General features: G+C 58.0%; 24 protein-coding genes. 14 read left to right on the top strand and 10 right to left on the bottom strand.

The genetic code is table 11. The features are described from left to right. The first annotated feature begins 15 nt into the window (after positions 1-15). The 8 genes from tsaE (at position 16) to Q1B46_RS17710 (ending at position 9,626) form a co-directional block, all read left to right on the top strand. The gene (gene tsaE / locus Q1B46_RS17675; protein ID WP_299950054.1) at positions 16-486 is read left to right on the top strand and encodes a tRNA (adenosine(37)-N6)-threonylcarbamoyltransferase complex ATPase subunit type 1 TsaE; all 471 of its coding nucleotides are present in this window, start codon (positions 16-18) and stop codon (positions 484-486) included. Further along, positions 483-1,487 (top strand): phosphotransferase, encoded by a 1,005-nt coding sequence (locus tag Q1B46_RS17680; RefSeq protein ID WP_299950055.1) that lies wholly within the window; start codon positions 483-485, stop codon positions 1,485-1,487. The genes tsaE and Q1B46_RS17680 overlap by 4 nt, the downstream gene beginning before the upstream one ends. Then, the gene (locus Q1B46_RS17685) at positions 1,484-2,170 is read left to right on the top strand and encodes a nucleotidyltransferase family protein (protein ID WP_299950057.1); all 687 of its coding nucleotides are present in this window, start codon (positions 1,484-1,486) and stop codon (positions 2,168-2,170) included. The genes Q1B46_RS17680 and Q1B46_RS17685 overlap by 4 nt, the downstream gene beginning before the upstream one ends. Then, positions 2,163-5,090, top strand: coding sequence for a double-strand break repair protein AddB (gene addB, locus Q1B46_RS17690; protein ID WP_299950059.1), 2,928 nt, complete (start codon positions 2,163-2,165; stop codon positions 5,088-5,090). Before Q1B46_RS17685 ends, addB begins: the two co-directional genes overlap by 8 nt. Next, entirely contained in the window at positions 5,087-8,446 is a 3,360-nt protein-coding gene (gene addA, locus Q1B46_RS17695; protein WP_299950061.1) for a double-strand break repair helicase AddA, read from the top strand. Before addB ends, addA begins: the two co-directional genes overlap by 4 nt. Before the next feature lie 59 nt (positions 8,447-8,505). After that, the gene (gene trxA, locus Q1B46_RS17700) at positions 8,506-8,826 is read left to right on the top strand and encodes a thioredoxin (RefSeq protein WP_299661221.1); all 321 of its coding nucleotides are present in this window, start codon (positions 8,506-8,508) and stop codon (positions 8,824-8,826) included. A 90-nt stretch (positions 8,827-8,916) separates the two neighbouring features. Continuing rightward, the gene (locus tag Q1B46_RS17705; protein WP_299950063.1) at positions 8,917-9,267 is read left to right on the top strand and encodes a Lin0512 family protein; all 351 of its coding nucleotides are present in this window, start codon (positions 8,917-8,919) and stop codon (positions 9,265-9,267) included. Continuing rightward, on the top strand, positions 9,264-9,626 hold the full coding sequence (locus tag Q1B46_RS17710; protein WP_299950065.1) for a Lin0512 family protein: 363 nt from the start codon (positions 9,264-9,266) through the stop codon (positions 9,624-9,626). The genes Q1B46_RS17705 and Q1B46_RS17710 overlap by 4 nt, the downstream gene beginning before the upstream one ends. 56 nt (positions 9,627-9,682) lie before the next feature. Here Q1B46_RS17710 and Q1B46_RS17715 read toward each other — a convergent pair whose 3' ends face one another. Further along, a complete protein-coding gene (locus tag Q1B46_RS17715; protein ID WP_299661230.1) occupies positions 9,683-9,880 on the bottom strand; it encodes a DUF1127 domain-containing protein in 198 nt (65 codons plus the stop codon). A 198-nt stretch (positions 9,881-10,078) separates the two neighbouring features. Between Q1B46_RS17715 and hslV the strand changes: the two genes are divergently transcribed. Then, positions 10,079-10,636 carry an ATP-dependent protease subunit HslV gene (hslV, locus tag Q1B46_RS17720; protein ID WP_299950067.1) on the top strand — a complete coding sequence of 186 codons (558 nt, stop codon included), beginning with the start codon at positions 10,079-10,081 and terminating at the stop codon, positions 10,634-10,636. Here hslV and Q1B46_RS17725 read toward each other — a convergent pair. Beyond that, positions 10,628-11,869: an MFS transporter gene (locus tag Q1B46_RS17725; protein WP_299950069.1), complete on the bottom strand. Its 1,242-nt coding sequence runs from the start codon at positions 11,867-11,869 to the stop codon at positions 10,628-10,630. The two genes, hslV and Q1B46_RS17725, sit on opposite strands and share 9 nt — an antisense overlap. A gap of 106 nt (positions 11,870-11,975) precedes the next feature. Continuing rightward, the gene (locus Q1B46_RS17730) at positions 11,976-12,377 is read right to left on the bottom strand and encodes a DM13 domain-containing protein (RefSeq protein WP_299950071.1); all 402 of its coding nucleotides are present in this window, start codon (positions 12,375-12,377) and stop codon (positions 11,976-11,978) included. A 198-nt stretch (positions 12,378-12,575) separates the two neighbouring features. Here Q1B46_RS17730 and hslU point away from each other — a divergent pair, with 198 nt between their 5' ends. The 3 genes from hslU (at position 12,576) to Q1B46_RS17745 (ending at position 16,294) form a co-directional block, all read left to right on the top strand. Beyond that, entirely contained in the window at positions 12,576-13,883 is a 1,308-nt protein-coding gene (hslU, locus tag Q1B46_RS17735; RefSeq protein WP_299661243.1) for an ATP-dependent protease ATPase subunit HslU, read from the top strand. A gap of 96 nt (positions 13,884-13,979) precedes the next feature. Beyond that, entirely contained in the window at positions 13,980-15,077 is a 1,098-nt protein-coding gene (locus Q1B46_RS17740) for an alpha/beta fold hydrolase (protein WP_299950074.1), read from the top strand. Next, positions 15,074-16,294, top strand: a complete 1,221-nt coding sequence (locus tag Q1B46_RS17745) for an MFS transporter (protein ID WP_299950076.1) — start codon at positions 15,074-15,076, stop codon at positions 16,292-16,294. Before Q1B46_RS17740 ends, Q1B46_RS17745 begins: the two co-directional genes overlap by 4 nt. Here Q1B46_RS17745 and Q1B46_RS17750 read toward each other — a convergent pair. From Q1B46_RS17750 to Q1B46_RS17760, 3 genes are read right to left on the bottom strand one after another with little or no spacing between them, the layout of a single operon-like run. Further along, positions 16,291-16,878, bottom strand: coding sequence for a Smr/MutS family protein (locus Q1B46_RS17750; protein ID WP_299950078.1), 588 nt, complete (start codon positions 16,876-16,878; stop codon positions 16,291-16,293). The genes Q1B46_RS17745 and Q1B46_RS17750 overlap by 4 nt on opposite strands. Then, entirely contained in the window at positions 16,878-17,918 is a 1,041-nt protein-coding gene (locus Q1B46_RS17755; RefSeq protein ID WP_299950080.1) for a murein transglycosylase A, read from the bottom strand. The genes Q1B46_RS17750 and Q1B46_RS17755 overlap by 1 nt, the downstream gene beginning before the upstream one ends. After that, a complete protein-coding gene (locus tag Q1B46_RS17760; RefSeq protein WP_299950082.1) occupies positions 17,915-18,577 on the bottom strand; it encodes a Tim44/TimA family putative adaptor protein in 663 nt (220 codons plus the stop codon). The genes Q1B46_RS17755 and Q1B46_RS17760 overlap by 4 nt, the downstream gene beginning before the upstream one ends. Before the next feature lie 108 nt (positions 18,578-18,685). On the opposite strand from Q1B46_RS17760, the gene Q1B46_RS17765 reads away from it, so the two are divergent. Further along, positions 18,686-19,186 (top strand): FxsA family protein, encoded by a 501-nt coding sequence (locus tag Q1B46_RS17765; protein ID WP_299950085.1) that lies wholly within the window; start codon positions 18,686-18,688, stop codon positions 19,184-19,186. A 54-nt stretch (positions 19,187-19,240) separates the two neighbouring features. Continuing rightward, positions 19,241-19,741, top strand: coding sequence for a protein-export chaperone SecB (gene secB / locus Q1B46_RS17770; RefSeq protein WP_299661263.1), 501 nt, complete (start codon positions 19,241-19,243; stop codon positions 19,739-19,741). A gap of 25 nt (positions 19,742-19,766) precedes the next feature. Here the strand turns inward: secB and dnaQ are convergent, their stop codons facing one another. The 4 genes from dnaQ to Q1B46_RS17790 are packed head-to-tail and all read right to left on the bottom strand — an operon-like array spanning position 19,767 to position 22,501. Further along, a complete protein-coding gene (gene dnaQ / locus Q1B46_RS17775) occupies positions 19,767-20,489 on the bottom strand; it encodes a DNA polymerase III subunit epsilon (RefSeq protein ID WP_299950087.1) in 723 nt (240 codons plus the stop codon). Next, positions 20,482-21,075: a dephospho-CoA kinase gene (coaE, locus tag Q1B46_RS17780; protein ID WP_299950089.1), complete on the bottom strand. Its 594-nt coding sequence runs from the start codon at positions 21,073-21,075 to the stop codon at positions 20,482-20,484. The genes dnaQ and coaE overlap by 8 nt, the downstream gene beginning before the upstream one ends. Continuing rightward, positions 21,072-21,905 carry a shikimate dehydrogenase gene (locus tag Q1B46_RS17785; RefSeq protein ID WP_299950091.1) on the bottom strand — a complete coding sequence of 278 codons (834 nt, stop codon included), beginning with the start codon at positions 21,903-21,905 and terminating at the stop codon, positions 21,072-21,074. Before Q1B46_RS17785 ends, coaE begins: the two co-directional genes overlap by 4 nt. Next, a complete protein-coding gene (locus Q1B46_RS17790) occupies positions 21,902-22,501 on the bottom strand; it encodes a nucleoside triphosphate pyrophosphatase (RefSeq protein ID WP_299950093.1) in 600 nt (199 codons plus the stop codon). Before Q1B46_RS17790 ends, Q1B46_RS17785 begins: the two co-directional genes overlap by 4 nt. Between the last annotated feature and the right edge of the window lie 176 nt (positions 22,502-22,677).

Raw genomic sequence — 22,677 nt, forward strand, 5'->3', positions numbered from 1 at the left:
GTTCATTGTGGCGCCATGAATACGCCGCTGAAACTGACTTTGAATTCCCCTCAGGTTACCGCCGACACAGCCGCCCGAATAAGCAGCGCATTGCAACCGGGCGATACAATCCTGCTTGAAGGCACGATCGGCAGCGGCAAGACCCATTTCGCCCGCGCTTTAATTCAATCCGTCTTGACCGTGCCTGAGGACGTGCCTTCACCTACATTCACCCTTGTTCAGGTCTATGAGACACGGATTGGAGAGATTTGGCACTCTGATCTCTACCGGCTTACTTCCGTAGAAGAGATTGAAGAGCTGGGGCTTACCGAAGCTTTCGACACCAGCATCTGTCTGGTCGAGTGGCCCGAAAAACTAGGGCAGCTCACCCCGGATTCAGCGCTGTTGATCCAGTTTGTCACCGACCCCGACGATCAGGATACGAGGCATCTTGCGCTGTCATGGTCGGACCCGAAATGGAATGCCAAGCTGGAGATAATCCAATGACGAACCGGGCCATTCTGGCAGAAGCGTTGATCGCACAGACGCCATGGAACGGCGCGCACCATGCGCCTTTGGCTGGTGATGCCTCAAACCGCCGGTATGAGCGTTTGACCAACCCCGCAACGGGCCGGACCGCCGTTTTGATGGACGCCCCGCCCGACAAAGGTGAGGCGGTCGAACCTTTCGTGCGCATGTCGGAATATCTACGCTCCATCGGGCTGAGCGCGCCGGAAATCTATGCCGAAGACAGTGAATACGGATTTCTGCTGCTCGAAGATTTGGGGGATGCACTTTTTGCCCGCGTGTTAAGGGATGATCCGACGCTGGAGCGCACTTTGTACGATGCGGCAACCGATGTGCTGGTTCACCTTCACGCGGCCCCAACACTTTCGCTCGACAGTTATGACCCTGCCCTAATGACCGAGTTGGCAGCGCTGTCGTTCACGAAATACGCGCAAGGCATTCAGGGGTCGCATGACGAAGAAGCCCGCGCCCGGTTCGAACTGCGCTTTGCCGATATCCTGCACCGGGAAACCGGCGGGACGCGGGTTGTCGTGCAGCGTGATTACCATGCGGAAAACCTGATCTGGTTACCCGAGCGTGACGGTTTGGGGCGGGTTGGTCTGTTGGATTTCCAAAGCGCAATGCTGGGGCATCCCGCCTACGATCTGATGTCGTTACTGCAGGATGTGCGTCGGACTGTGCCTGTCGGGATCGAAATGCGGATGATCGACCGCTACATTACGGCAACCGGCGCGGACGGGCATGATTTCCGCACCGCCTATGCGGTTCTGGGCGCCCAGCGCAATCTGCGCATTCTGGGCGGTTTTGCCCGGCTGGCGACGGATTATGAAAAACCGCATTACGTCGAACTGATCCCGGCCGCTTGGGCCCATCTGATGCGCGATCTGGAACATCCCGCACTTGTCCCGGTCGCCGATTTGCTGCGCAGCGCCCTGCCCGCCCCAAGCCCCGAAAACCTGGCAAAGCTGAGGACGCGATGACCAACAAGCCCGAAGCTGCAATGCTGTTTGCCGCCGGATTCGGCACTCGTATGGGTGCCCTGACCAAAGACCGCCCCAAGCCTTTGATCGAGATTTCCGGGCGACCATTGATCGACCATGCACTGGATCTGATCGATGAACTTCGGCCAATTCGGGTCGTTGCCAACTTGCACTATCGCGCCGATCAGCTGGCCGATCATCTGGCGGGCTATGACGTCGAGCTTTCGCGGGAAGAACCACGCATATTGGACACTGGCGGAGGTCTTCGCGCGGCACTGCCGCTGCTTGGGGCCGGGTCCGTCTTTACCCTAAACAGCGATGCCATCTGGGCGGGGCCCAACCCGCTGCATCTGCTTCGGGATCATTGGAATCCAGACAAAATGGATGCGCTGCTGATGTGTATCCCGGTTGCGCAAACCCTTGGTCATGCAAGTCCGGGTGACTTCACTCAGGACAACACCGGGCGGATCACCCGAGGTGCGGGGCTGATTTATGGCGGCGCGCAGATTCTGAAAACCGACGGGCTGAAGGATATCAAGGAAGACGCGTTTTCTCTGAACGTCCTATGGGACCAGATACAGAAGCAGAAGCGCCTGTTTGCGCTGTCTTACCCCGGCCGCTGGTGCGATGTGGGCCGGCCCGAAGGCATTGAACTGGCCGAAGGGCTGATCGCCGATGTTTGAACCCAGCACCCTACCCCGGGTATTTGCGGCACCGCCGGGCGCGGATTTTCCCATGGTACTGGTCGACGGGCTTCATCGGCGATTTGAAGGACAGCCACCAGACGCATTGGCCAGAGTCCAGCTTGTGGTCAACACCCGTCGTATGGCGCGCCGCGTACGCGACCTGTTTGATCGGGGCCCTGCTTGCTTGCTGCCCCGATTGTCACTGGTCACCGATCTGGGTGAAAGCACTGATCTGGCGCAGGTACCGCCCGCGATTCCGCCTCTGCGTCGCAGGCTGGAACTGACACAGCTGATCGCCAAACTACTCAACCAGCAACCAGACCTGGCTGCACGGTCATCCCTGTTCGACCTATCCGACAGTCTGGCCGCGCTAATCGACGAGATGCAGGGCGAAGGTGTCTCACCCGATGCAATCAGGCAACTGGATGTCAGTGACATGTCCGGCCACTGGGCGCGCGCGCAGTCTTTTATAGGCATCGCCGATCAGTTCATGCATTCCGGCGCAGATGCACTGGATGCACAAGCGAGGCAGCGGTGCGTGGTAGAGAATCTGATTGCACGCTGGCAGGTCTCACCACCCGAGCATCCTGTCATTCTGGCGGGTTCTACCGGATCGCGCGGCACAACATTGATGCTGATGCAGGCCATCGCTTGCCTGCCCCAAGGTGCGTTGGTCCTGCCGGGTTATGATTTCGATCAGCCTGAGCATGTCTGGCGCAATCTGGATGACGCGCTGACATCCGAAGATCATCCGCAATACCGGTTCCGTAAGCTGATGCTTGAGCTCGGGCTAAGCCCGGATCAAATCCTGCCGTGGACCACGAGTCAGGCCCCCTCGCCCGCCCGTAACAAACTGATTTCGCTTGCATTACGCCCTGCTCCAGTAACCGACGCATGGATGACAGAGGGCCCGAACCTGCCAGATCTGAACGGCGCAACCAAAGATGTTACGCTGATCGAAGCCGCCTCACCCCGGGCGGAGGCTTTGGCAATTGCGCTTCGTCTGCGCCAGGCGGCTGAGACTGGACAGACCGTCGCGTTGATTACGCCCGATCGGATGTTGACCCGTCAGGTCAGCGCGGCGTTGGATCGGTGGAATATTCTACCCGATGACAGCGCGGGCCTGCCGCTACAGCTGTCTCCACCAGGTCGGTTTCTGCGCCATGTAGCGGGGTTATTCGCACGCCGTCTGGATGGCGAGGCACTGCTGACATTGCTTAAACACCCACTATGCCATGATGGCGGGGATCGGGGCAGCCATCTATTGCACACCCGCGACCTGGAACTTGACCTGCGTCGCCACGGTCCGCCTTTTCCCGATAGCACCAGCCTGACCGCCTTTGCCATTCGCACCGAAACACCCAAGGATTGGGTCCGCTGGGTGACCAAGATGTTCTGTGATCAATACAGCCCGGGTGAGCGGCCGCTGTCGGATTGGGTCACCCGGCTGCGTATGCTGGCCGAGACGATCTCGGCGGGTATGACCGGTGAAACCGGCACCTTGTGGGACAAAAACGCAGGTCAAAAGGCGCTTGCGGTCATCACGGCGCTGGAGCACGAGGCACAACATGGCGGCGTAATGACCGCCCATGATTTCGCTGATCTTCTTGGTGCGCTCCTGGCGGGTGAGGAGGTTCGCGACCGCGATGCGCCCCACCCGCATCTGATGATCTGGGGCACACTTGAGGCACGCGTACAGGGCGCAGATCTTTTAATCCTTGGTGGCCTGAACGAAGGCAGTTGGCCCGAGGCCCCGGCCCCCGATCCCTGGCTGAACCGGCAGATGCGTAACGCCGCCGGGCTTTTGTTGCCCGAACGCCGGATCGGTTTGTCAGCACATGACTTCCAGCAGGCGGCGGGTGCAGCAGAAGTGGTTTTGACACGCGCGACCCGCTCAGATGATGCGGAAACCGTACCATCCCGCTGGCTGAACCGCATCACCAATCTGTTGCAGGGCTTACCCGAACAGGGCGGAACAGATGCACTCGCGGCAATGCGCGCGCGCGGGCGGCAATGGTTGGATTGGGCGGAAACGCTGGAACAAGCGCCGCGAATCCCATCTGCGCAACGCCCGTCGCCACGACCGCCGGTTCCTGCACGTCCGCGACAGTTATCAGTGACCGAGATAAAGCGCCTGATCCGCGATCCTTATGCCATCTACGCCCGGCATGTCTTGCGGTTGAAACCGCTGGATCCGCTAGTTCAAGCCCCAGACGCTCTGTTACGCGGCATCGTCATCCACGAAGTACTGGAACAATTCGTCCGCGACAGTGTTCTGGACCCGGCCTTGCTGAGCCGCGAGAACTTTTTAAAACGAGCCGAGGCCTTGTTGGTGGATCATGTTGTGTGGCTCACGGCCCAAAAGCTCTGGTTGGCGCGACTGGAACGGATCGCCGACCGCTTTCTATCCGCCGAGATACAGCGTCGTTCGGATGGCGGACCTGTGGCTTTTGAAGCGGGAATGCGAATGGCGCTGACGCCGCTGGATTTTACCATTACCGGGCGGGCCGACCGGATCGACCGAAGCGGGCAAGGGGCGTTACGCATCATCGACTACAAGACTGGCGCCCCGCCAACAGAAAGTCAGCAGGCCAAATTCGACAAGCAACTGCTGATCGAGGCCGCGATTGCCGAACAAGGCGGTATCGACGGTTTTGATCCGCTCCCCGTTGCGCAGGCGATCTTCATCGGCATGGGTGGAACGTATAAAGAAGTGCCCGCTCCGCTGCTGAAGGAGCCCACAGACAAGGTTTTGGCAGAACTGAAAGAGTTAATTTCGGCCTATTTAGAGCCTGATCAGGGATTTTCTTCGCGCCGGATGCTGCATAAGGACACGGATATCGGTGACTATGATCACCTCGCCCGGTTTGGGGAATGGGATCGTTCTGCGGAAACTTTCCCTGAGGACCTGAAATGAACCCCCGCAACGACGCAACCGAACGGCAAGTGCAGGCCGCGCGCCCCGAGGCATCGACCTGGCTGGCGGCCAACGCAGGCTCGGGCAAGACGCGCGTTCTGACCGACCGGGTGGCACGTCTGCTGCTGGATGGCGTTCAGCCGCAACACATCCTTTGCCTGACATACACCAAAGCTGCGGCCAGTGAGATGCAGAACCGGCTGTTCAAGCGGCTTGGTAAATGGGCGATGCTGGGTAATAGCGATCTTCAGGACGAGCTGGTCGAACTTGGTGTACCGGGCGTGATCAAACCCGGCCAGTTGGCACAAGCACGGACACTGTTCGCCCGCGCCATTGAAACACCCGGCGGATTGAAAATTCAAACGATCCATTCCTTTTGTGCTTCGCTGCTGCGACGGTTTCCCCTTGAGGCCGAGGTCAGCCCTCAATTCGCTGAAATGGAAGATCGGTCCGCAGCCTTGTTGCGCGAAGAGATCATTGAAGATTTTGCCGCCGGACCGCAGGCCGGGTTGATCGAGGACGTAGCCCGATTCATTACTGATACCGGTTTTGACAAGCTGACGGCCGCCGTTGCACAGAAACGTAGTCATTTTGAGCAAACGCTACAGTGGCCGGATATATTGCAACGTTTTGATCTGCCGGAAGATTTCGATGAACATGCCTTGCTGCAGATGGTATTTCTGGGCGGTGAAGTCGAACTGATCCGCTCTATCCTGCCCGCCCTGAATGAAAGCGGTGGAAACAACGCCAAAGCCGCGGACAAACTTGCGGGCTTTACCGATACACGGCTAAGCAGCCTGCCGATTTTGGAAAACGTATTTCTGACAGGGAAGTCGGCAAAAGAACCGTTTACCGCAAAAATCAACGGCTTCCCGACCAAAGCGCTGCGCGACAGGGTGCTCGCCGACCGGATGCCTCAGCTTGAGGACCTTATGTTACGGGTCGAATCTGCCCGGGAACAGCGGCTGGCGCTGGTCGCCGCGCAGAAAACCGTTGTTCTTCATCGCTTTGCTGCAGCTTTTCTGCCCGAATACGAGCGGCGCAAGCAATTGCGGGGCTGGCTTGATTTCGACGATCTGATCCTGCGCGCGCGGCAGGTGTTGAACGACCCGGCGGTAGCAGAATGGGTGCTGTATCGGCTCGACGGTGGCATAGATCATATTCTGGTGGACGAGGCTCAGGATACCAGCCCGGATCAGTGGGACGTGATCGAAAAACTGGCGCAGGAGTTCACCAGCGGGGAAGGGGCCCGATCCGGGGTCGAACGCACAATATTTGTGGTCGGTGACAAGAAGCAGTCGATCTATTCTTTCCAGGGCGCCGACCCGCAAGCCTTTGACCGGATGCAGGCAGAGTTTGGGCGGAAGCTGCAGGAATCAGGCTCTAAACTGTGGGATTCGACGTTGGAGTATTCATTCCGGTCATCCAGCGCGATCCTGGGACTGGTGGATATTCTGTTCGAAAATCGCTCGGATGCGGGCTTCCACAAGGACTCATTGCACCGCGCGTTTAAGGCTGATCTTCCGGGTCGTGTTGATCTGTGGCCCGTGATCGAAAAGGTGGAAGATGAGGAAGATACCGATTGGACCGATCCGGTCGACCGGCCCAATGCGCGGCACCATACAGTTATTCTGGCAGAACAGGTGGCCCGGTCGATCAAGGGCATGATCGATGGCGGCACGACAATTCCCGACGAGGGGGAAACTCCAGGCATCTTTGTCCGGCGCAAGGTGCAGCCCGGCGACTTTTTGATCCTTGTCCAGCGCCGATCAGACTTGTTTGCTGAAATCATCCGCGCCTGCAAAGCTGCTGACCTGCCCATCGCGGGCGCTGACCGCCTGAAAGTGGGCGCGGAATTGGCCGTAAAAGATCTGGCCGCTTTGCTAAGCTTTCTGGCCACGCCCGAAGACAGCCTCTCCTTGGCCACAGTTCTGAAATCCCCTCTGTTCGGGTGGTCGGAACAGCAGCTTTTCGATCTGGCGCACCGCAGGGAGGAAACCTACCTTTGGGCCGCTCTGCGCAATCGTTCCGAGGAATTCACGGAAGTGCTGTTGGTTCTGAACGATTTGCGTGGGCAGACCGACTTTCTGCGCCCCTATGATCTGATTGAGCGTATTCTGACCCGCCATGACGGGCGCCGCAAACTGCTGGGCCGCCTAGGGGCCGAGGCTGAGGATGGCATCAACGCGCTGCTGTCTCAGGCGCTGGCCTATGAACGGACGGATATTCCCAGCCTCACCGGTTTTCTGGTCTGGATGCAAACCGACGATCTGGAGATCAAACGCCAGATGAGTGGTGTCGGCAATATGATCCGGGTGATGACCGTCCATGGCTCGAAAGGGTTGGAATCCCCGATCGTGATCTTGCCTGATACCGGCAAACGGCAACCTCCACGCGATGCCGAGATCATGATGGCGGCGGATACCCCTTTGTGGAAGTTGCCTGCTGACGCGTCGCCCGCACTGATCGCTACGGCCCGTGAAGAAGCGCGAAAGCGCGAGGAAAATGAACGACTGCGGTTGCTATATGTGGCTCTAACAAGGGCCGAGAAGTGGTTGATTGTCGCGGCAGCAGGTGATGTGGGCAAGGATGGCAGCAGCTGGTATCAGATGGTCGAGGCCGCGATGGCGCGCGCCGGGGCAACTCAGTTACCCGGATCCCAGACTCTGCGGCTGGCGCATGGGGACTGGGACGCGTTGCCTGTTGTTGAGCGTGGCAGCGCCCAGCAAATCGAGCAAAGCCTGCCAGCCTATTTTGAACATCCTGCGCCGCCAACGTCAGCGCCATCAGAAACGCTGAGCCCCTCTGATCTGGGGGGCGCAAAAGCCCTGCCCGGCGATGCAGGGCAGGATGAAGAGGCGGCGAAGCTCCGTGGAACGCGGCTGCACCTCCTGCTGGAGCATCTGCCCGCAGTTTCTCAGGATCAATGGCCACAACTCTGCTCACGGCTATTGGCCGGTATGCAGGACGTGGAACGCCAAGAGCTGCTGAATGAGGCTGCTGCTGTCCTGACCGCTGATCATCTGAGGCCTGTATTTGCTCCAGAAGCGCTGGCCGAGATTCCGGTTTCCGCTGATCTCAATGGCAGACGAATGCATGGTGTGATTGACCGGCTGGTCGTCACGGAGGGCGAAGTCCATGTGATTGATTTCAAATCAAATGCGACCGTCCCGGATAACCCAGAAACCTGTCCCGAGGGGCTGTTACGCCAGATGGGAGCCTATGCGCTTGCCCTGTCGCAAATCTATCCCGATCACCGTATCCGCACCGCAATCCTATGGACCCGGACTGCGCATTTGATGTGGCTGCCACACGATATGGTGACCAGTGCGCTGGCGCGTAACCCTATATCTTGACCTCCCCCCGAACGGCACCTACGTTCTGTGCCCAAGCATTCCCCATTCAGGAGACAGACATGTCGACCGTTGCCGTTACCGACGATACCTTTGACGCCGAAGTCAAGAATTCCGATATCCCCGTTGTGGTGGATTTCTGGGCCGAATGGTGCGGCCCCTGTAAGCAGATCGGACCAGCGCTGGAAGAGCTCGCCAATGAATACGGTGGCAAAGTGAAGATTGCCAAAGTTGATGTCGACAGCAATCCGAACGCGGCTGCTGCCATGGGTGTTCGTGGCATTCCGGCACTGTTTATCTTCAAAGACGGGCAGGTAGTTTCAAACCGCGCGGGCGCTGCGCCCAAGGCGGCCCTGCAAAGCTGGATCGACGAGTCGATCTGAGCCCGTGTAATCACGATAGATCAAAGGCGCCTCTATCCGAGGCGCCTTTTTTGTTTGAACGCACTGATGTGCTGACCTGACAGGAACAAAATGGCAAAAACACGGGTTCTGGTGGAATTCGGAATGGGCACGTCGTTGCGGCGTGAGGACTATACCGAGGCTTCGCTGCGCGCGGTTAAAGATGCGCTCTGGCATAACTCGGTGAATATGGCGGAGCTGTTCGGATTTCCAAAAGAGGCCATGATCATCGATGCAGAGATTGGCGTGCAACAACCTGATCGCGTGGACACCGAAGCGCTGAAGGCCGTATTTCCCTATGGCCAACCCAACATCAAGGTCTCGCAAGGTGGGCTGGATATCGACAAACCGCACACCGAAGGCCGCACAGTAATCGCCAACGCCGCAATAGTGGTCTCATTTGATATGGAGCCCGCCCAATGACCGAGAAACGTATCATTCTGGAGATGGGCACCGGGAATGACCTGTATGGTCAGGACTATACCAAGGCTGCGCGCCGCGCCGTTCAGGACGCGCTGCACCATTCGTCGATTACGTTGTTTTCCAAGCTGGGCATTAGCCATGAAGACATGCGCGTTCAGGTCACAATTGGCGTTCAGCAGCCCGAGGCGGTCGATTGCGATCTTGTTGCGTCTGATCTGCCGCGTGGGCGTGCCTTTGTCCGGGCGGTCAAAGGCGGGCTGGATGTCGAGGATGCCGGGGCCGGTACCCGCCATGTTATCGCCACCGCAGCAATTGAGGCCTATCTGCCTGATCTGACAGGGCAGTTCGTCGCTAGCTGAAAAAGAAAAAGCCGCTCAATCGAGCGGCTTATCTTACGTCTTTGTCTGATGCTGGATCAGAATTTGGCGACGTCGGCGCGGTTCAGGCCGATATCATCCAGTTGCTCATCGCTCAGACGCGCCAGCTCATTGCGGGTCTTGCGAGATTGATACCATTCGACAACATTTTCGAAGCCATGGGTGAAAGTATCCACTGCGTGCAGGATGGTGACTGCTCCGAGCGGCGCATGGGTTTTGGCGATAGCGTTTGCCATGTGCATAGTCCTTTTCAACAGAAACAGCCGACCCGTTGTCGGTTGTAAGGCTCATGTAGCGCCGCTGGCTGAGTCTCACAAATGCTGAGTCAACAGTCCCGGTTTGCATTTTCTGCATATCTTTTGAGCGCGTTGAGAACCGGTTGCGCAGAACCCGTGCCCGGCCCATATATGACACCACAGTTAACGGAGGCATTCATGGCAGACAGTGATTTTCCCGGATGGCACGGCACAACCATCATTGGCGTCAAGAAAGGCGGGCAAGTCGTGATCGCCGGGGACGGGCAGGTTAGCCTGGGACAGACCGTGATCAAGGGCACCGCGCGCAAGGTACGCCGTCTGACACCGGGTGGGTTCGAAGTGGTCGCGGGGTTCGCCGGATCAACAGCGGACGCCTTCACACTGCTGGAGCGTCTGGAAGCCAAGCTTGAGGCCACGCCCGGCCAACTGGCCCGCGCATCGGTTGAGCTGGCCAAGGACTGGCGCACCGACAAATACCTGCAAAAGCTCGAAGCGATGCTGATTGTCACAGACGGCACCGATCTTCTGGTGATCACGGGGGCAGGGGACGTGCTGGAGCCGGAGCACAACGTGGCGGCCATCGGATCAGGTGGCAATTTCGCCCTGGCCGCGGCGCGCGCGATGATGGACAGCGACAAATCAGCTGAACAGGTCGCACGCGAAGCCATGGCAATTGCGGCAGATATCTGTGTTTACACCAACGGCAATCTGACGGTTGAAACGATCTCAGGCTAACAGCGCTTTGATCTCTTTCCCTTTCCAGCGCATGTGCATCCCGATCAGGCCCATCAGGGCCGTAGCGATAACGATGTAGTAGGGCAGACGGATGTCGATGCTCATCAAACCGCCTCCAATCAACGACATGACACCGCCCGCAAGGCAGAAGACGGCTGTGGTCACGCCCATGACCCAGCCCTGATCCGTTTCGCTGACGCTGGATGAAAACAGACCCAGCAACGTCGGGTAAGACACGCCGAAGAAGAAGTAGAAGAAGAAAACAGGCACATAGCTCAGCACTCCGCTGGGGCTGAAGGCAAAGCCGAGGCCACAGATCACCATGACGACCAGCGAAGTGTATATGATCTGGTGTTTGCTGTACCTCTCCTGCGCAGGTTTAACGAGAAATGTGCTGGAGAATGCCAACGCAACGCCGATGACCACCATCGCCATGCTGCCTCCGATCACGCCGTAGCCCCAGGCGCTGGTCAGGAAATTGTCGACGAATACATAAAAGGTCACGTTGGCGATCATGAACAGGGCATAGACCGGCATGATCTTCAGAACCATCGGGTGGCCGCGCACTGCAATCAGGCTGTCGGTGATATCGCGCGGACGGAAGACAAAGGGTTCACGCTCGGTCCTTGTATCCTTGAAAAACGTGGTCACAAGGAAGATGGCGATCAGGACCAAAACAAAGGCCCCGTAAAACGGCGTTTTCAATGTCGCGGCGTTGCCCAACAGGGCCGCATCGGACAGAACCGCGCCGATGATCGGGCCACCGACCAGACCGAAACTGACGCCGGTCACAATGTATCCCATATTGCGGTCACGGTCGGCTGCATCTGTACTGCCGTCAATCATCGCTGCCTGCGCAATGGGCTGGTTACCGGCGGTAAACCCGGTGATCGATCGGCCAATAATAAGCAAAAGCAGGCTGTTGAGGTAAAGCGCGGCAATGGTCAGTGCATAGCCGACAAGCGCGCCGGCCAAACAGACCAAAAGGGCATTCTTGCGCCCGATGGAATCCGAGACTTTCGAGACATAGACCACACCCAGAAACCACGACAAGAAAAAGCAACCGATCACCAGGCCATAATAGAAATGCCGGGTGCCCATGGCCGTGCTTTCCGGCAGGAATCCGGATTTCGTCTCCATGATCAGAGAGTTGATGATCGGAAAGACCAGCCCCTGCCCGATCAGGTCGACGAACACCACAAACAACAAGGTGATCTTGGCAATCTTCGTCATAAATTCACCCTCAGTCCCAATGCCTTGGGACGAGTGTATCAGACGAATCCTTAGTTACCTAGCAGCGGGTCAGAGGCCGGAGAGGATCGGCCCCTGACCGGAGCGATTACTTCAACGAGGCCACGCCCAGCGGGACACCGGCAACCTCGCACCAGATGTACACCTCGTTATAGCCCGAGATGTCCATTGTTGGTGGTACGGCGTAGGATTGCTTGCCTGTCAGGTTCAACAAGGCACCCAGTTTGGTATCAGGTGCATATTCACCGTCTTTGCCAAAGGCCACACGCGGATCAGGACCACCGTCCAGCGAGAAATCCTCGCCCAGTTCAACGATGTAGCGATCGCCGTTCTTGACCACTTTCGCAGATCCTGTGGTGATGTGGTTCGAAAGACCTTCAAACGTGCCTTTCTTTTTGGCGCTACCGGCAATAGCCGCGCTGGTTCCGGCCAGAGTCAGCGCAGCGCCAGCGGCCGCAGCTTTCACAAAAAGTGAACGACGATTCATCATGTTGAGGTTCTCCATTACTAGACACAGGCAGAGTTGCCCGTAGACGCAACGTATGGAGGACCAGATACGTGGTTGGCTATTCACATCACTACGAAAATCCGTGTGCAACCCGTGAGTTGGCGTGAGTTTTCCGTGATCGGCTTGTGTTTTCCCGCCGCATGATTAGGTTCCGCTGCGAAACAGACGGATAGAATTGACATGACCGACCTGACCCCGCGCGAGATCGTCTCGGAACTGGACCGCTTCATCATCGGACAGAAAGACGCAAAGCGCGCCGTGGCCGTGGCGCTGCGCAATCGTTGGCGCCGCAAGCAGCTGGCGGATGACATCCGTGATGAAGTCTATCCCAAGAACATTCTGATGATCGGCCCCACGGGTGTTGGCAAAACCGAGATCAGCCGCCGTCTGGCCAAGCTGGCCCGCGCGCCCTTTATTAAGGTCGAAGCCACCAAATTCACCGAGGTTGGATATGTGGGTCGTGATGTGGAGCAGATCGTGCGCGATCTGGCCGATGCCGCAATCCTGCAGACCCGTGAATACATGCGCGAGGATGTCAAAACCCGCGCCCACCAGGCCGCCGAAGACCGTGTGATCGAGGCGATCGCAGGCACCGACGCGCGTGAATCCACACGCGAGATGTTTCGCAAAAAGCTCAAATCAGGTGAGCTTGACGATACCGAAATCGAACTGGAGCTGTCCGACACCTCAAACCCGATGCCGATGTTCGACATTCCGGGCCAGCCGGGGGGTCAGATGGGAATGATGAATCTGGGTGATATCTTCGGCAAAGCCTTCGGCGGGCGATCCGTCAAGAAACGGATGACTGTGGCCGACAGCTATGAAGCGCTGATCGGGGAAGAGGCAGACAAGCTGCTGGATGACGAAACCGTCAACCGCGTGGCGCTGGAGTCGGTCGAACAGAACGGCATCGTATTTCTGGATGAGATCGACAAGGTTTGCGCCCGTGCGGAGGCGCGCGGCGGCGATGTCAGCCGCGAAGGCGTTCAGCGCGACCTGCTGCCCCTGATCGAGGGGACCACTGTCAGCACAAAGCATGGACCGGTGAAAACCGACCACATCCTGTTCATCGCCTCTGGAGCATTTCATATCGCCAAGCCTTCGGACCTGCTGCCGGAGCTTCAAGGCCGCCTGCCGATCCGGGTCGAGCTGCGCGCGCTGACTGAAGAAGATTTCGTTCGCATCCTGACTGAGACCGACAATGCCCTGACCCGCCAATATACCGCGCTGATGGGCACTGAAGAGGTGACCGTCAGCTTCACGGAAGACGGTATCGCGGCGTTGGCCCGTATTGCGGCGGATGTAAACCAGAGCATTGAAAATATCGGTGCGCGGCGGCTCTATACGGTGATGGAGCGCGTGTTCGAAGAGCTTTCGTTCACCGCACCCGACCAGGCAGGTGCCGAAATCACCGTTGATGCGGGTTTCGTCGACGACAATCTGGGTGAGCTGACAAAATCCACCGACCTCAGCCGTTACGTTTTGTAACAAGTCCAGCCGGTTTTTGCCGGTGGACTGCATCCCCAGGCTGGACGCAGGGCGGGAATAGGGTAGCGTGGCCCTGTAACTGTGCAAGGGCAGACTGTGCTGCGCTATCTGATCATCATTGCAAACCTGTGCTTGCTGGCCGCCTGTGCGGATCGGTCCATCACGGAGATCACGCCCGACGCGCTGAAAGTTGGCACGCCTGCCACGATCTTCGCCGCCACCACCCGTGCGCGCGAGCCGGATGGGAGCTATGGCGCAAAGCGGGCCGAGGCGTTGCGATATCTGGAAATGACCATCTCGATCCCGCCATCGCACACGCCGGGAGAGCTCAAGTTCTCGTACGCGAACCCAAATCCGAAAAAACAGTTTGTTGTGGCGGATGTAACCGAGTTCTCGGGCCCCCAGGATTTGAAGTCCCGCATGCGCGGCGTCGATGACGTGGTGATCTTTGTTCACGGCTATAACGCCACACAAACCGAAACCGCGTTTCGCGCCGCACAGCTGAGCCACGATATCGGCATCCCCGGAACAACGCTGATTTATTCCTGGCCCAGTCAGGCGCGCGGAACAGGCTATGCGTACGATCTGGACAGTATGCTGTTTGCGCGGGATGGGCTGGAACAAACTATTCGGTTGCTCAAATCTATGGGCGTAAAACGGGTCATCCTGATCGCGCATTCAATGGGCAGCGCCCTGTCGATGGAGATGATGCGACAGGCCGAACTGCGCGAGCCCGGCTGGTCGAACCGCAATCTGGAAGGGGTCATCCTGATCTCACCTGATCTGGATGTCGATCTGTTCCGATCACAGATGAACAGTATTGATAATCCGCCTGATCCATTTGTGGTGATGGTGTCAAAGAAAGACAAGATCCTGAACCTATCGGCCCGTCTGCGCGGCACGGAAGACAGTAAGAGACTGGGCAATATCAGCTCGGTCGACGAACTTGCCGAATATCCGATCAGCGTTATCGACACGACGGCTTTCAACAGCGATGCGGGGTCTTCTCATTTTGTGGCTGCGACCTCACCGGCCTTGCTGGCCATCCTCAGTTCGGTCCGCCGGGTCAGCAATACCTTCGGTCCCGACCGGCCCGGTATAGACGTTCTTGTCCCGCCAAGTGAGCGGAGCACGGACGGCGCAACCGAGATTATTCTGACCGAGACCGGACAGGCGCAGGTCAGCACCCCGTGACGCAGTTCAATCTACGGAACTTTCTGGCCCGGAATGCAAACTGGCTGGGTGCGGGGGTTCTGCTGACCTTCCTGTCCAGCTTTGGGCAAACCTTTTTCATCTCGGTCTTTGCGGGCGAAATACGGGCTGAATTCGGGTTGAGTCACGGTGCTTGGGGCGGGCTTTATTCGCTGGGCACAACTGCCTCTGCTTTGGTCATGATCTGGGCCGGGGGGCTGACAGACATATTCCGTGTCCGCGTGCTGGGCCCGGCTGTTCTTGCAGGCCTTGCGCTTGCGGCGCTGGCAATGGCGCTGAATGTCTGGCTGATCTTGCTGCCTGTTGTGATCTTTCTTCTTCGATTGTTCGGGCAGGGGATGAGCAGCCACCTTGCCGCCGTTGCTATGGCACGTTGGTTCACGGCGACCCGGGGAAAAGCCCTTTCGATCGCGACACTGGGCTATGCGGTCGGAGAGGCGCTGCTGCCTCTGATCTTCGTTGCGGCAATGGCGTTTCTGGATTGGCGCTTTTTATGGGGGCTTGCGGTTGGCATCACCCTGCTGGGAATTCCTGTGCTAATCCGGTTGCTGCGGGAAGAACGAACACCGCAAAGCCTGTCGACCAAAGCGTCGTCAACCGGGATGCAAAGTCGCCACTGGACGCGGCGCGAGGCGCTTTTGAACCCGTTGTTCTGGTATATGACGCCTGCGATCCTCGCGCCCTCTGCCTTTATCACGGCCTTCTTCTTTCATCAGGTGCATTTGGCCGAGATCAAGGGCTGGCCGCATATCCAACTTGTCGCCCTGTTCCCGGTTTTCACCGGGGTTTCAATCCTGTCCATGTTCGCGGCGGGCTGGGCATTGGACAAATGGGGCACGGCGCGAATGATGCCGTATTATCAGCTGCCGATGGCAGTTGGATTTGTTGTCCTGTCCGCCTCCACATCGATTGGTGGGGCGTTGATTGGCATGGTTTTCCTAGCCCTGACTGCAGGCGCGCATAACCCCTTGCCCAGCGCCTTTTGGGCCGAGTTCTACGGTACGCGCCATATCGGCGCGATCAAGGCCATGGCCGCTGCCGTGATGGTATTGGGATCGGCGATTGGGCCAGGGTTGACGGGCGTGCTGATCGATTTGGGCATATCACTGGATACGCAGTTCATCTGGATTGCAGCGTTCTTTGTATGGGTCTGCATCATGGTTCGGATCGGCATCACGCGCGCATTACGGACGGGCTAGCGAACGCGCCTGAGGTAAACATAATAAGCCCCATCGCCGCCATGGCTGATATGGGCTGGCGTCACCTGCAACACTGCCTGCGCAAGTGGCGGAATAGACAGCCAGTGTGGCACCTGATTTCGCAAAACCCCGCGCGGCGTTGGAATTGGTCCGGGTTCGTCACGGTCCTTTCCCTTACCAGTGATGACCAGAACCAGCCGCCTGCCCTGTGCCTGCGCCGTCAGGATGAACCGCACCAGCGCGGGATGGGCCGCATTCATGCGCATTCCATGTAGGTCGAGCTTTCCTTCTGGTTTCAGCTTGCCGCGTTTCATACGGCCAAATGCACGTGCATCCATTTGAACCGGGTTTGCCCGCAATCCTTCGGTGATTGTTGGTTTCAGATTATTCCGCGTCGGTTTGGACTGCGCAGATGAACCCAGATCGAACGCGTCGATCCGTGTTTTGGGTGCTTTGGCTGGTTTGGGCTTGGGCAGAATAGTTGGGTGAACTGCCTGCGGGATTTCGGCATGCAATCGCTCAGCCTGTTTGGCGATCTTGCGCCACAGCTCGATCTCATCCGATGTCAGTTTGCGCCGTGTCATCAGAATTCATCCGGCAACAGGGCATAGGCCCGCTGAATCGGTAGCAACAATACCATACGACCGGGGTCTCTCAGGCGTCCAGCCGCTTGCCCAGCCTCATCCCCGGTGCCAAAGAAAATGTCTGCCCGCTGTGCGCCCTTGATGGCCGATCCCGTATCCTGTGCGATCATCAACCGCCGCAGCGGGTCTCTTCCGTCCTTCTCAACCCAAACCGGTGCGCCCAATGGCGTGTAAACCGGGTCAGCCGCAATGCTGCGCATGGTCGTGACAGAACGGTTCATGGCCCCCAAGGGTCCGAACTCGGGCGCGACGCGCGTCACCTCGCGGAAAAACACGTAAGAGGGGTTGTGAAACAGCAGCTCAACCCCGGCTTCGGGGTTCTTGCGCACCCATGCACGGATCATCTGGGCGCTGACCTCATGTGCGCCCAGCGCGCCGCGGCGCACCAACTCTGCCCCGATCGAGCGGTACGGATGCCCATTCGCCCCGCCATAACCCACCCGCAACGCGCTGCCATCCGGAAGGCGAACGCGGCCCGAGCCCTGAATTTGCAAAAAGAACAGCTCAACCGGGTCATCGACCCATGCGATCTCCAGCCCCCGACCTGTCATCGCATCGCCCGACAGCAACTCGCGCCGGCTGAGCCATCGGTCCGCTCCGCGCGCTTCGGGTGGCATCCGGTAGAGCGGATAGCGGTATTTGCCCGTCGGAGACTTTGAGCCATCCAGTTCGGGTTCAAAATAGCCGGTGAACAATGCGTCGTCACCGTCTTCGACCAGAACGGGGCGAAAGAACAGTTCAAAAAATGATCGCGCGGCCTCGGGCGTGTATGTCCGGGCCACCCCGCACAGCGCCTGCCAGTCCGGGTCTATCAGATCACCGCAAGTGTTCAAGAAAACCGAAAGGGCTGCCCCGTGGTCGTCGGCAGCCCAGCCATCAAGGTCATCGAATGACAGGATGGATCGTGTCGCCTCGGCTCCGGCGGCACTGGCAGTGGTCATGACGACCCCCAGAACAAGCGACCGGAGCGTTGCAATCATGCGTCCGTGGCGACAAGCAGCCAGTTCGGATCGTCCGAACCCATGACGCGGGCAAAGGTCCAGCTGTCCTTTTGGCGTTTGACGGTGTTGGGGTTGCCTTCGATAATATCCCCGCCGCGGTCGCGCACGACCGAGGTCAGCTCACCAATAAAGCGCATGGTAATCTCGGCCTGATTGCTGTCTTTGTCGAATGAAGCATCGGCCAGAGTAGTTTCACGTACACCGATGAACTCAGCTTCGATTGTCAGGCCCTTGTCTTCACGATCCGCAACGACGGAAACAAAACTATCAAACACTTCTTCCGACAGGAATGGCTGAATCTCGTCCAGATTGCCCTTTTCGAACCCCATCACGATCATCTCATAGGCGCCACGTGCACCTTGTACGAACTCGGTGACGGAAAAGCTGGGTTCGATCCGCTTCATCGCGGCCAGGGTTTGCGCCTGATCGCTGTCCTCCGCCACATGGTCGGTGATGTCATGATCCGGTCCACCTTCGATCACCTCGAAATCACGGCGCGCGCCGTTGGTATCGGGCTGCTGTTGAAGGGGAGGTTTCTCAAAACCTTCGCGTGTGCCTAAAACGCTTTTTAAGCGCAGGATCAGGAAAACGGCAATTCCGGCCAGGACCAGCAACTGGATCATAGGGTTGTCGCTCATTTCATTCTCTTTTCAACACCGAGACTTTGTGTACCCGGCCTCAAGCCACTATGTAGGTGACAGTTGGGCGCAAGTCCACAGCCCGGCATATGCTAAAGGATACCGCAAATGTACCTGTTCTTGGCTTTTTTATTGGTACCGATTATCGAGATCGCCCTGTTCATACAGGTTGGCGGGCTGATCGGCCTGTGGCCTACATTGGCAATTGTCGTGCTTACGGCCGTTTTAGGTACCGTTTTGGTGCGGACACAAGGTCGCATGGCGCTGGCCAATCTGCAGCGATCTTTCGCTGAACTGGACGACCCGACCGAACCTTTGGCCCATGGGGCGATGATCTTGCTGTCAGGCGTTTTGCTGCTGACACCGGGGTTTTTCACCGATGCCGTTGGTTTTGCTTTACTTGTCCCGGGTATCCGGGTCGCTGTGTTCCGCTATCTCAAGTCCAAAGCCACGATCACCCATTTCCAAATGGGTACCGGCCCGCAGTTTCGCGCTGGTCCGGAACCGTTTGGTCAGGACGATGTGATTGACGGAGAATTTACCGAAGTCAGGCCCCGAAAAGAACCTGGCAAGCCCTCGAAGTGGGTGGAGGGCCCGCACCAGCATTGAGCTACCGCGCTCAACTTGCTAAGCAGTAGCCGAATTCATTTCCGGAGTAGATAGATGGCCGAAGAAGACGCCAACGAAAACACCGCGGCACAGGCCGCACCGCAGGTTCAGATGCGCGTTCTGGGGCAGTTCATTCGTGATATGTCCTTTGAGAACGTGATGGCGCAGAAAGGCGTTTCGGGCGATGTGCAACCCGAGATTTCGGTTCAGGTGAATTTGGACGCGAAGAAGCGCCCGGCTGATCACCAGTTTGAAGTTTCGATCAAACTGAACCTGAGCTCCAAGGCCAAGGGTATGGAAGACGTTCTGTTCCTGTGTGAGCTTGACTATTGTGGCCTGTTCCACGTTGAGGGCGTGCCCGAGGATCAGATGCATCCGTTCCTGATGATCGAATGCCCGCGCATGCTGTTCCCTTTCCTGCGCCGCATCGTCAGCGACATCACCCGCGATGGTGGCTTCCCGCCGGTCAATCTGGACAACATTGATTTCGTGGCGCTTTACCGCAACGAACTGGCGCGTCGTCAGGCTGCACAAGCGCAGAAAACCGACGCCTAAAGGTTTGACCCGCGGCTGGCTGGGGTCAGGCGCGGGTCCACAGGGCGTTCTCGCCCAGCTTTTCCACAAATTCCTGATGCGCTGTACGTTCATCCTGGGTAATCCGGGTTGGTAACGCGTTGGGTCGCGCCGTTGGGCGCCACTCCTCTCCTCCTGCAGAGGTTACGCCCGTCGATGCCGACAAACCGAAATCGGGCTGACGGCCCCCGATCAGTTCCAAATACACCTCGGCAAGGATTTCAGAGTCGAGTAACGCGCCGTGAAGCACCCGGTTTGAGTTGTCGATACCAAACCTGCGACACAACGCATCCAGCGAGGCAGGAGATCCCGGAAACCGTTTTCGCGCGATGGCCAGCGTGTCAAGCGCCTGATCCATAGGGATAAGCGAAACCCCCATCCACCCCAGTTCGGCATTCAGAAACTTCATGTCGAACGAGGCGTTGTGGATCACCAGCTTGGCATCGCCCACAAAGTCGCGAAAGCCTTGCCCAACCTTTGCAAAGACCGGTTTGTCTTTCAGCGTTACCTCACCCTTCTCAGGTGGGCGCGGGTTTTCCAGCAAATCCGGGCCGATGCCATGCACACCAAACGCCTCTTCCGGCATCGAGCGCTCAGGATTGATATAGACATGATAGGTTTCGCCGGTGGCCACGTGATTCCACAGCTCAACCGCCCCAATCTCGACGATCCGGTCGCCGCTTTCGGGATCAAACCCGGTGGTTTCGGTATCGAGTACAATCTCACGCATCTGCCATCCCCGCCCGTATCTGCCTGATGATATCCTGCACCTGCGCGCGGGCATGGTCCAGTGTGTCGGTCAGAATTACATAATCCGAGCGCGCGCATTTCTCTTCGTTTGGCATTTGCTTTGCGCGGATCTGTTCAAACTGCGCCTCGGTCATTGTACCGCGCGCCATGACACGGCGTTTTTGCTCATCAGCCGGGATCGAGACGCACGCAACGGCGTCCATTGCCGCATCACCTCCGGTTTCAAACAAAAGCGGAATATCAAAAACCAGAATATCGGCTGATGCCCCTTCACGAAACGCTGTACGATCTGCCGCCACAAGGGGGTGAACGATATTTTCTATCACCTTCAATGTGGCAGGATCATTTGCAATAGTCTGCTTTAGCGCCTCCCGACTGACCGCGCCCTCGACTATCGCCGATGGAAAAACCTTTTGCATGGGCTCAACCGCCGCACCGTCCTTTGCGTAAAGACGATGCACAGCTGCATCCGCATCCCAAAGCGCACAGCCTTCATCTGCGAACATCTGAGCGGTCGTGCTTTTCCCCATACCGATTGATCCGGTCAGACCAAGCGAGAACCTCATGCCAATGCCGCCGCACGGGCATCCGCATCCACTTCGGGGCGCAGGCCGAACCAGCGCTCAAAACCCGGAACAGCCTGATGCAGCAACATCCCCAGTCCATCAACGGTGGTGCATCCCGCCTCTTCCGCCTGCTGCAAAAGATGCGTTTTAAGCGGGGTATAAACCAGATCCGTAACAACGGCGCCGGGTTGCAGCCCGTCCAGCGGAACGCGCAATTCCGGCTGCCCCTGCATTCCCAGAGACGTGGTGTTGACGACCAGCTCGGCATTCTCGATCACATTGCCAGCCTGCACCCAATCGACAACCGTAATCCGTTGTCCAAACTCTTCCTTCAAATGATCGGCACGCGTGCGCGTGCGGTTGGTCAGTAAGATTTCTGGCACCCCGGCCTCAGCCAATGCTTGCAGCACCGCCCGCGCAGCGCCCCCGGCACCAAACACGACCGCTGGCCCATCTTGCGGATTCCAGTCTGGCGCACCGTCATGAAGGTTTGCCATGAATCCATACCCATCCGTGTTATCCGCATGGATTGAACCATCCTCGCGGAACACAAGCGTATTCGCCGCACCGATGACCGACGCACGATCCGAGACGTGATCTGCCAGACGCAACGCGGCCTCTTTATGCGGCACTGTTATGTTGGCGCCGACAAATCCCGCCTTGGGCAACGTGCGCAGAACGGTTTCAAGATCCGCAGGGGTCACATCCATTGGGATGTAATGCCCGACCAGCCCATAAGTTTTCAGCCAGTGACCGTGCAACTTTGGCGACCGAGAATGGGCAATCGGATGCCCGATCACGCCGGCCAGGGGAACACGATGGTCCGTCATTGATCGATCACTCCCTTCACGGCCAGAAAATTGAGAAGCTCTAACAGGGGCATACCCAAGACGTTAAAATAGTCGCCGTCAATGGTGGCGAACAGGCGTACGCCTTCTTCTTCCAATTTGTATGCCCCCACTGCATGGCGAATGCTGTCCCAATTCCGCGCCACATAGTCACGTAGATACGCATCCGAGCTGGCCCGCATCCGCAGACGTACTTGACCGACATGCCGCCAGATCGGCTCACCATCCTGATAGATCACGGCCGCCGACAACAGCATATGCCTCTTGCCTCGCATCGCTTTGAGCTGCCCCAGCGCATCCTCAGGCGTCTCAGGTTTCGATAGCAGTCGACCTTCGAAATCCAGCACCTGATCGCAACCCAAAACCATAGCGCCAGGCACCTTGTCACTGATCTTGCGCGCCTTCATCTCGGCCAGCGCATCGGCAATATCACGGGGCGAAGCGCCTTCTGCCAGAAGGGCACGCTTGGCCGTGTCTTCGTCTACCCGCGTAATCTGGACCGAAAACGGCACACCTGCGTTTTCCAGCAGCTGTGCCCGGATCGCAGAGCCCGAGGCAAGAAGTATGGGGACAGTCATGTGGAAAACCCCGTGTGCAAATCAATGAACGTTCTTGAACGGTTTGTATGGCTTTCTTGTTGACACGCAACCCCGGGAATTTGGCACGAGACTTCCCCGAGTCGCCCGGATTATGTCCAGACGGGACAAGGATAAGTTTCCGTCTTTGAATAAGCAGCTTGTCCCAAGTTGTTCCA

The organism is uncultured Ruegeria sp. (assembly GCF_947500045.1).
In the GTDB taxonomy this organism is placed as follows: Bacteria; Pseudomonadota; Alphaproteobacteria; order Rhodobacterales; family Rhodobacteraceae; genus Ruegeria.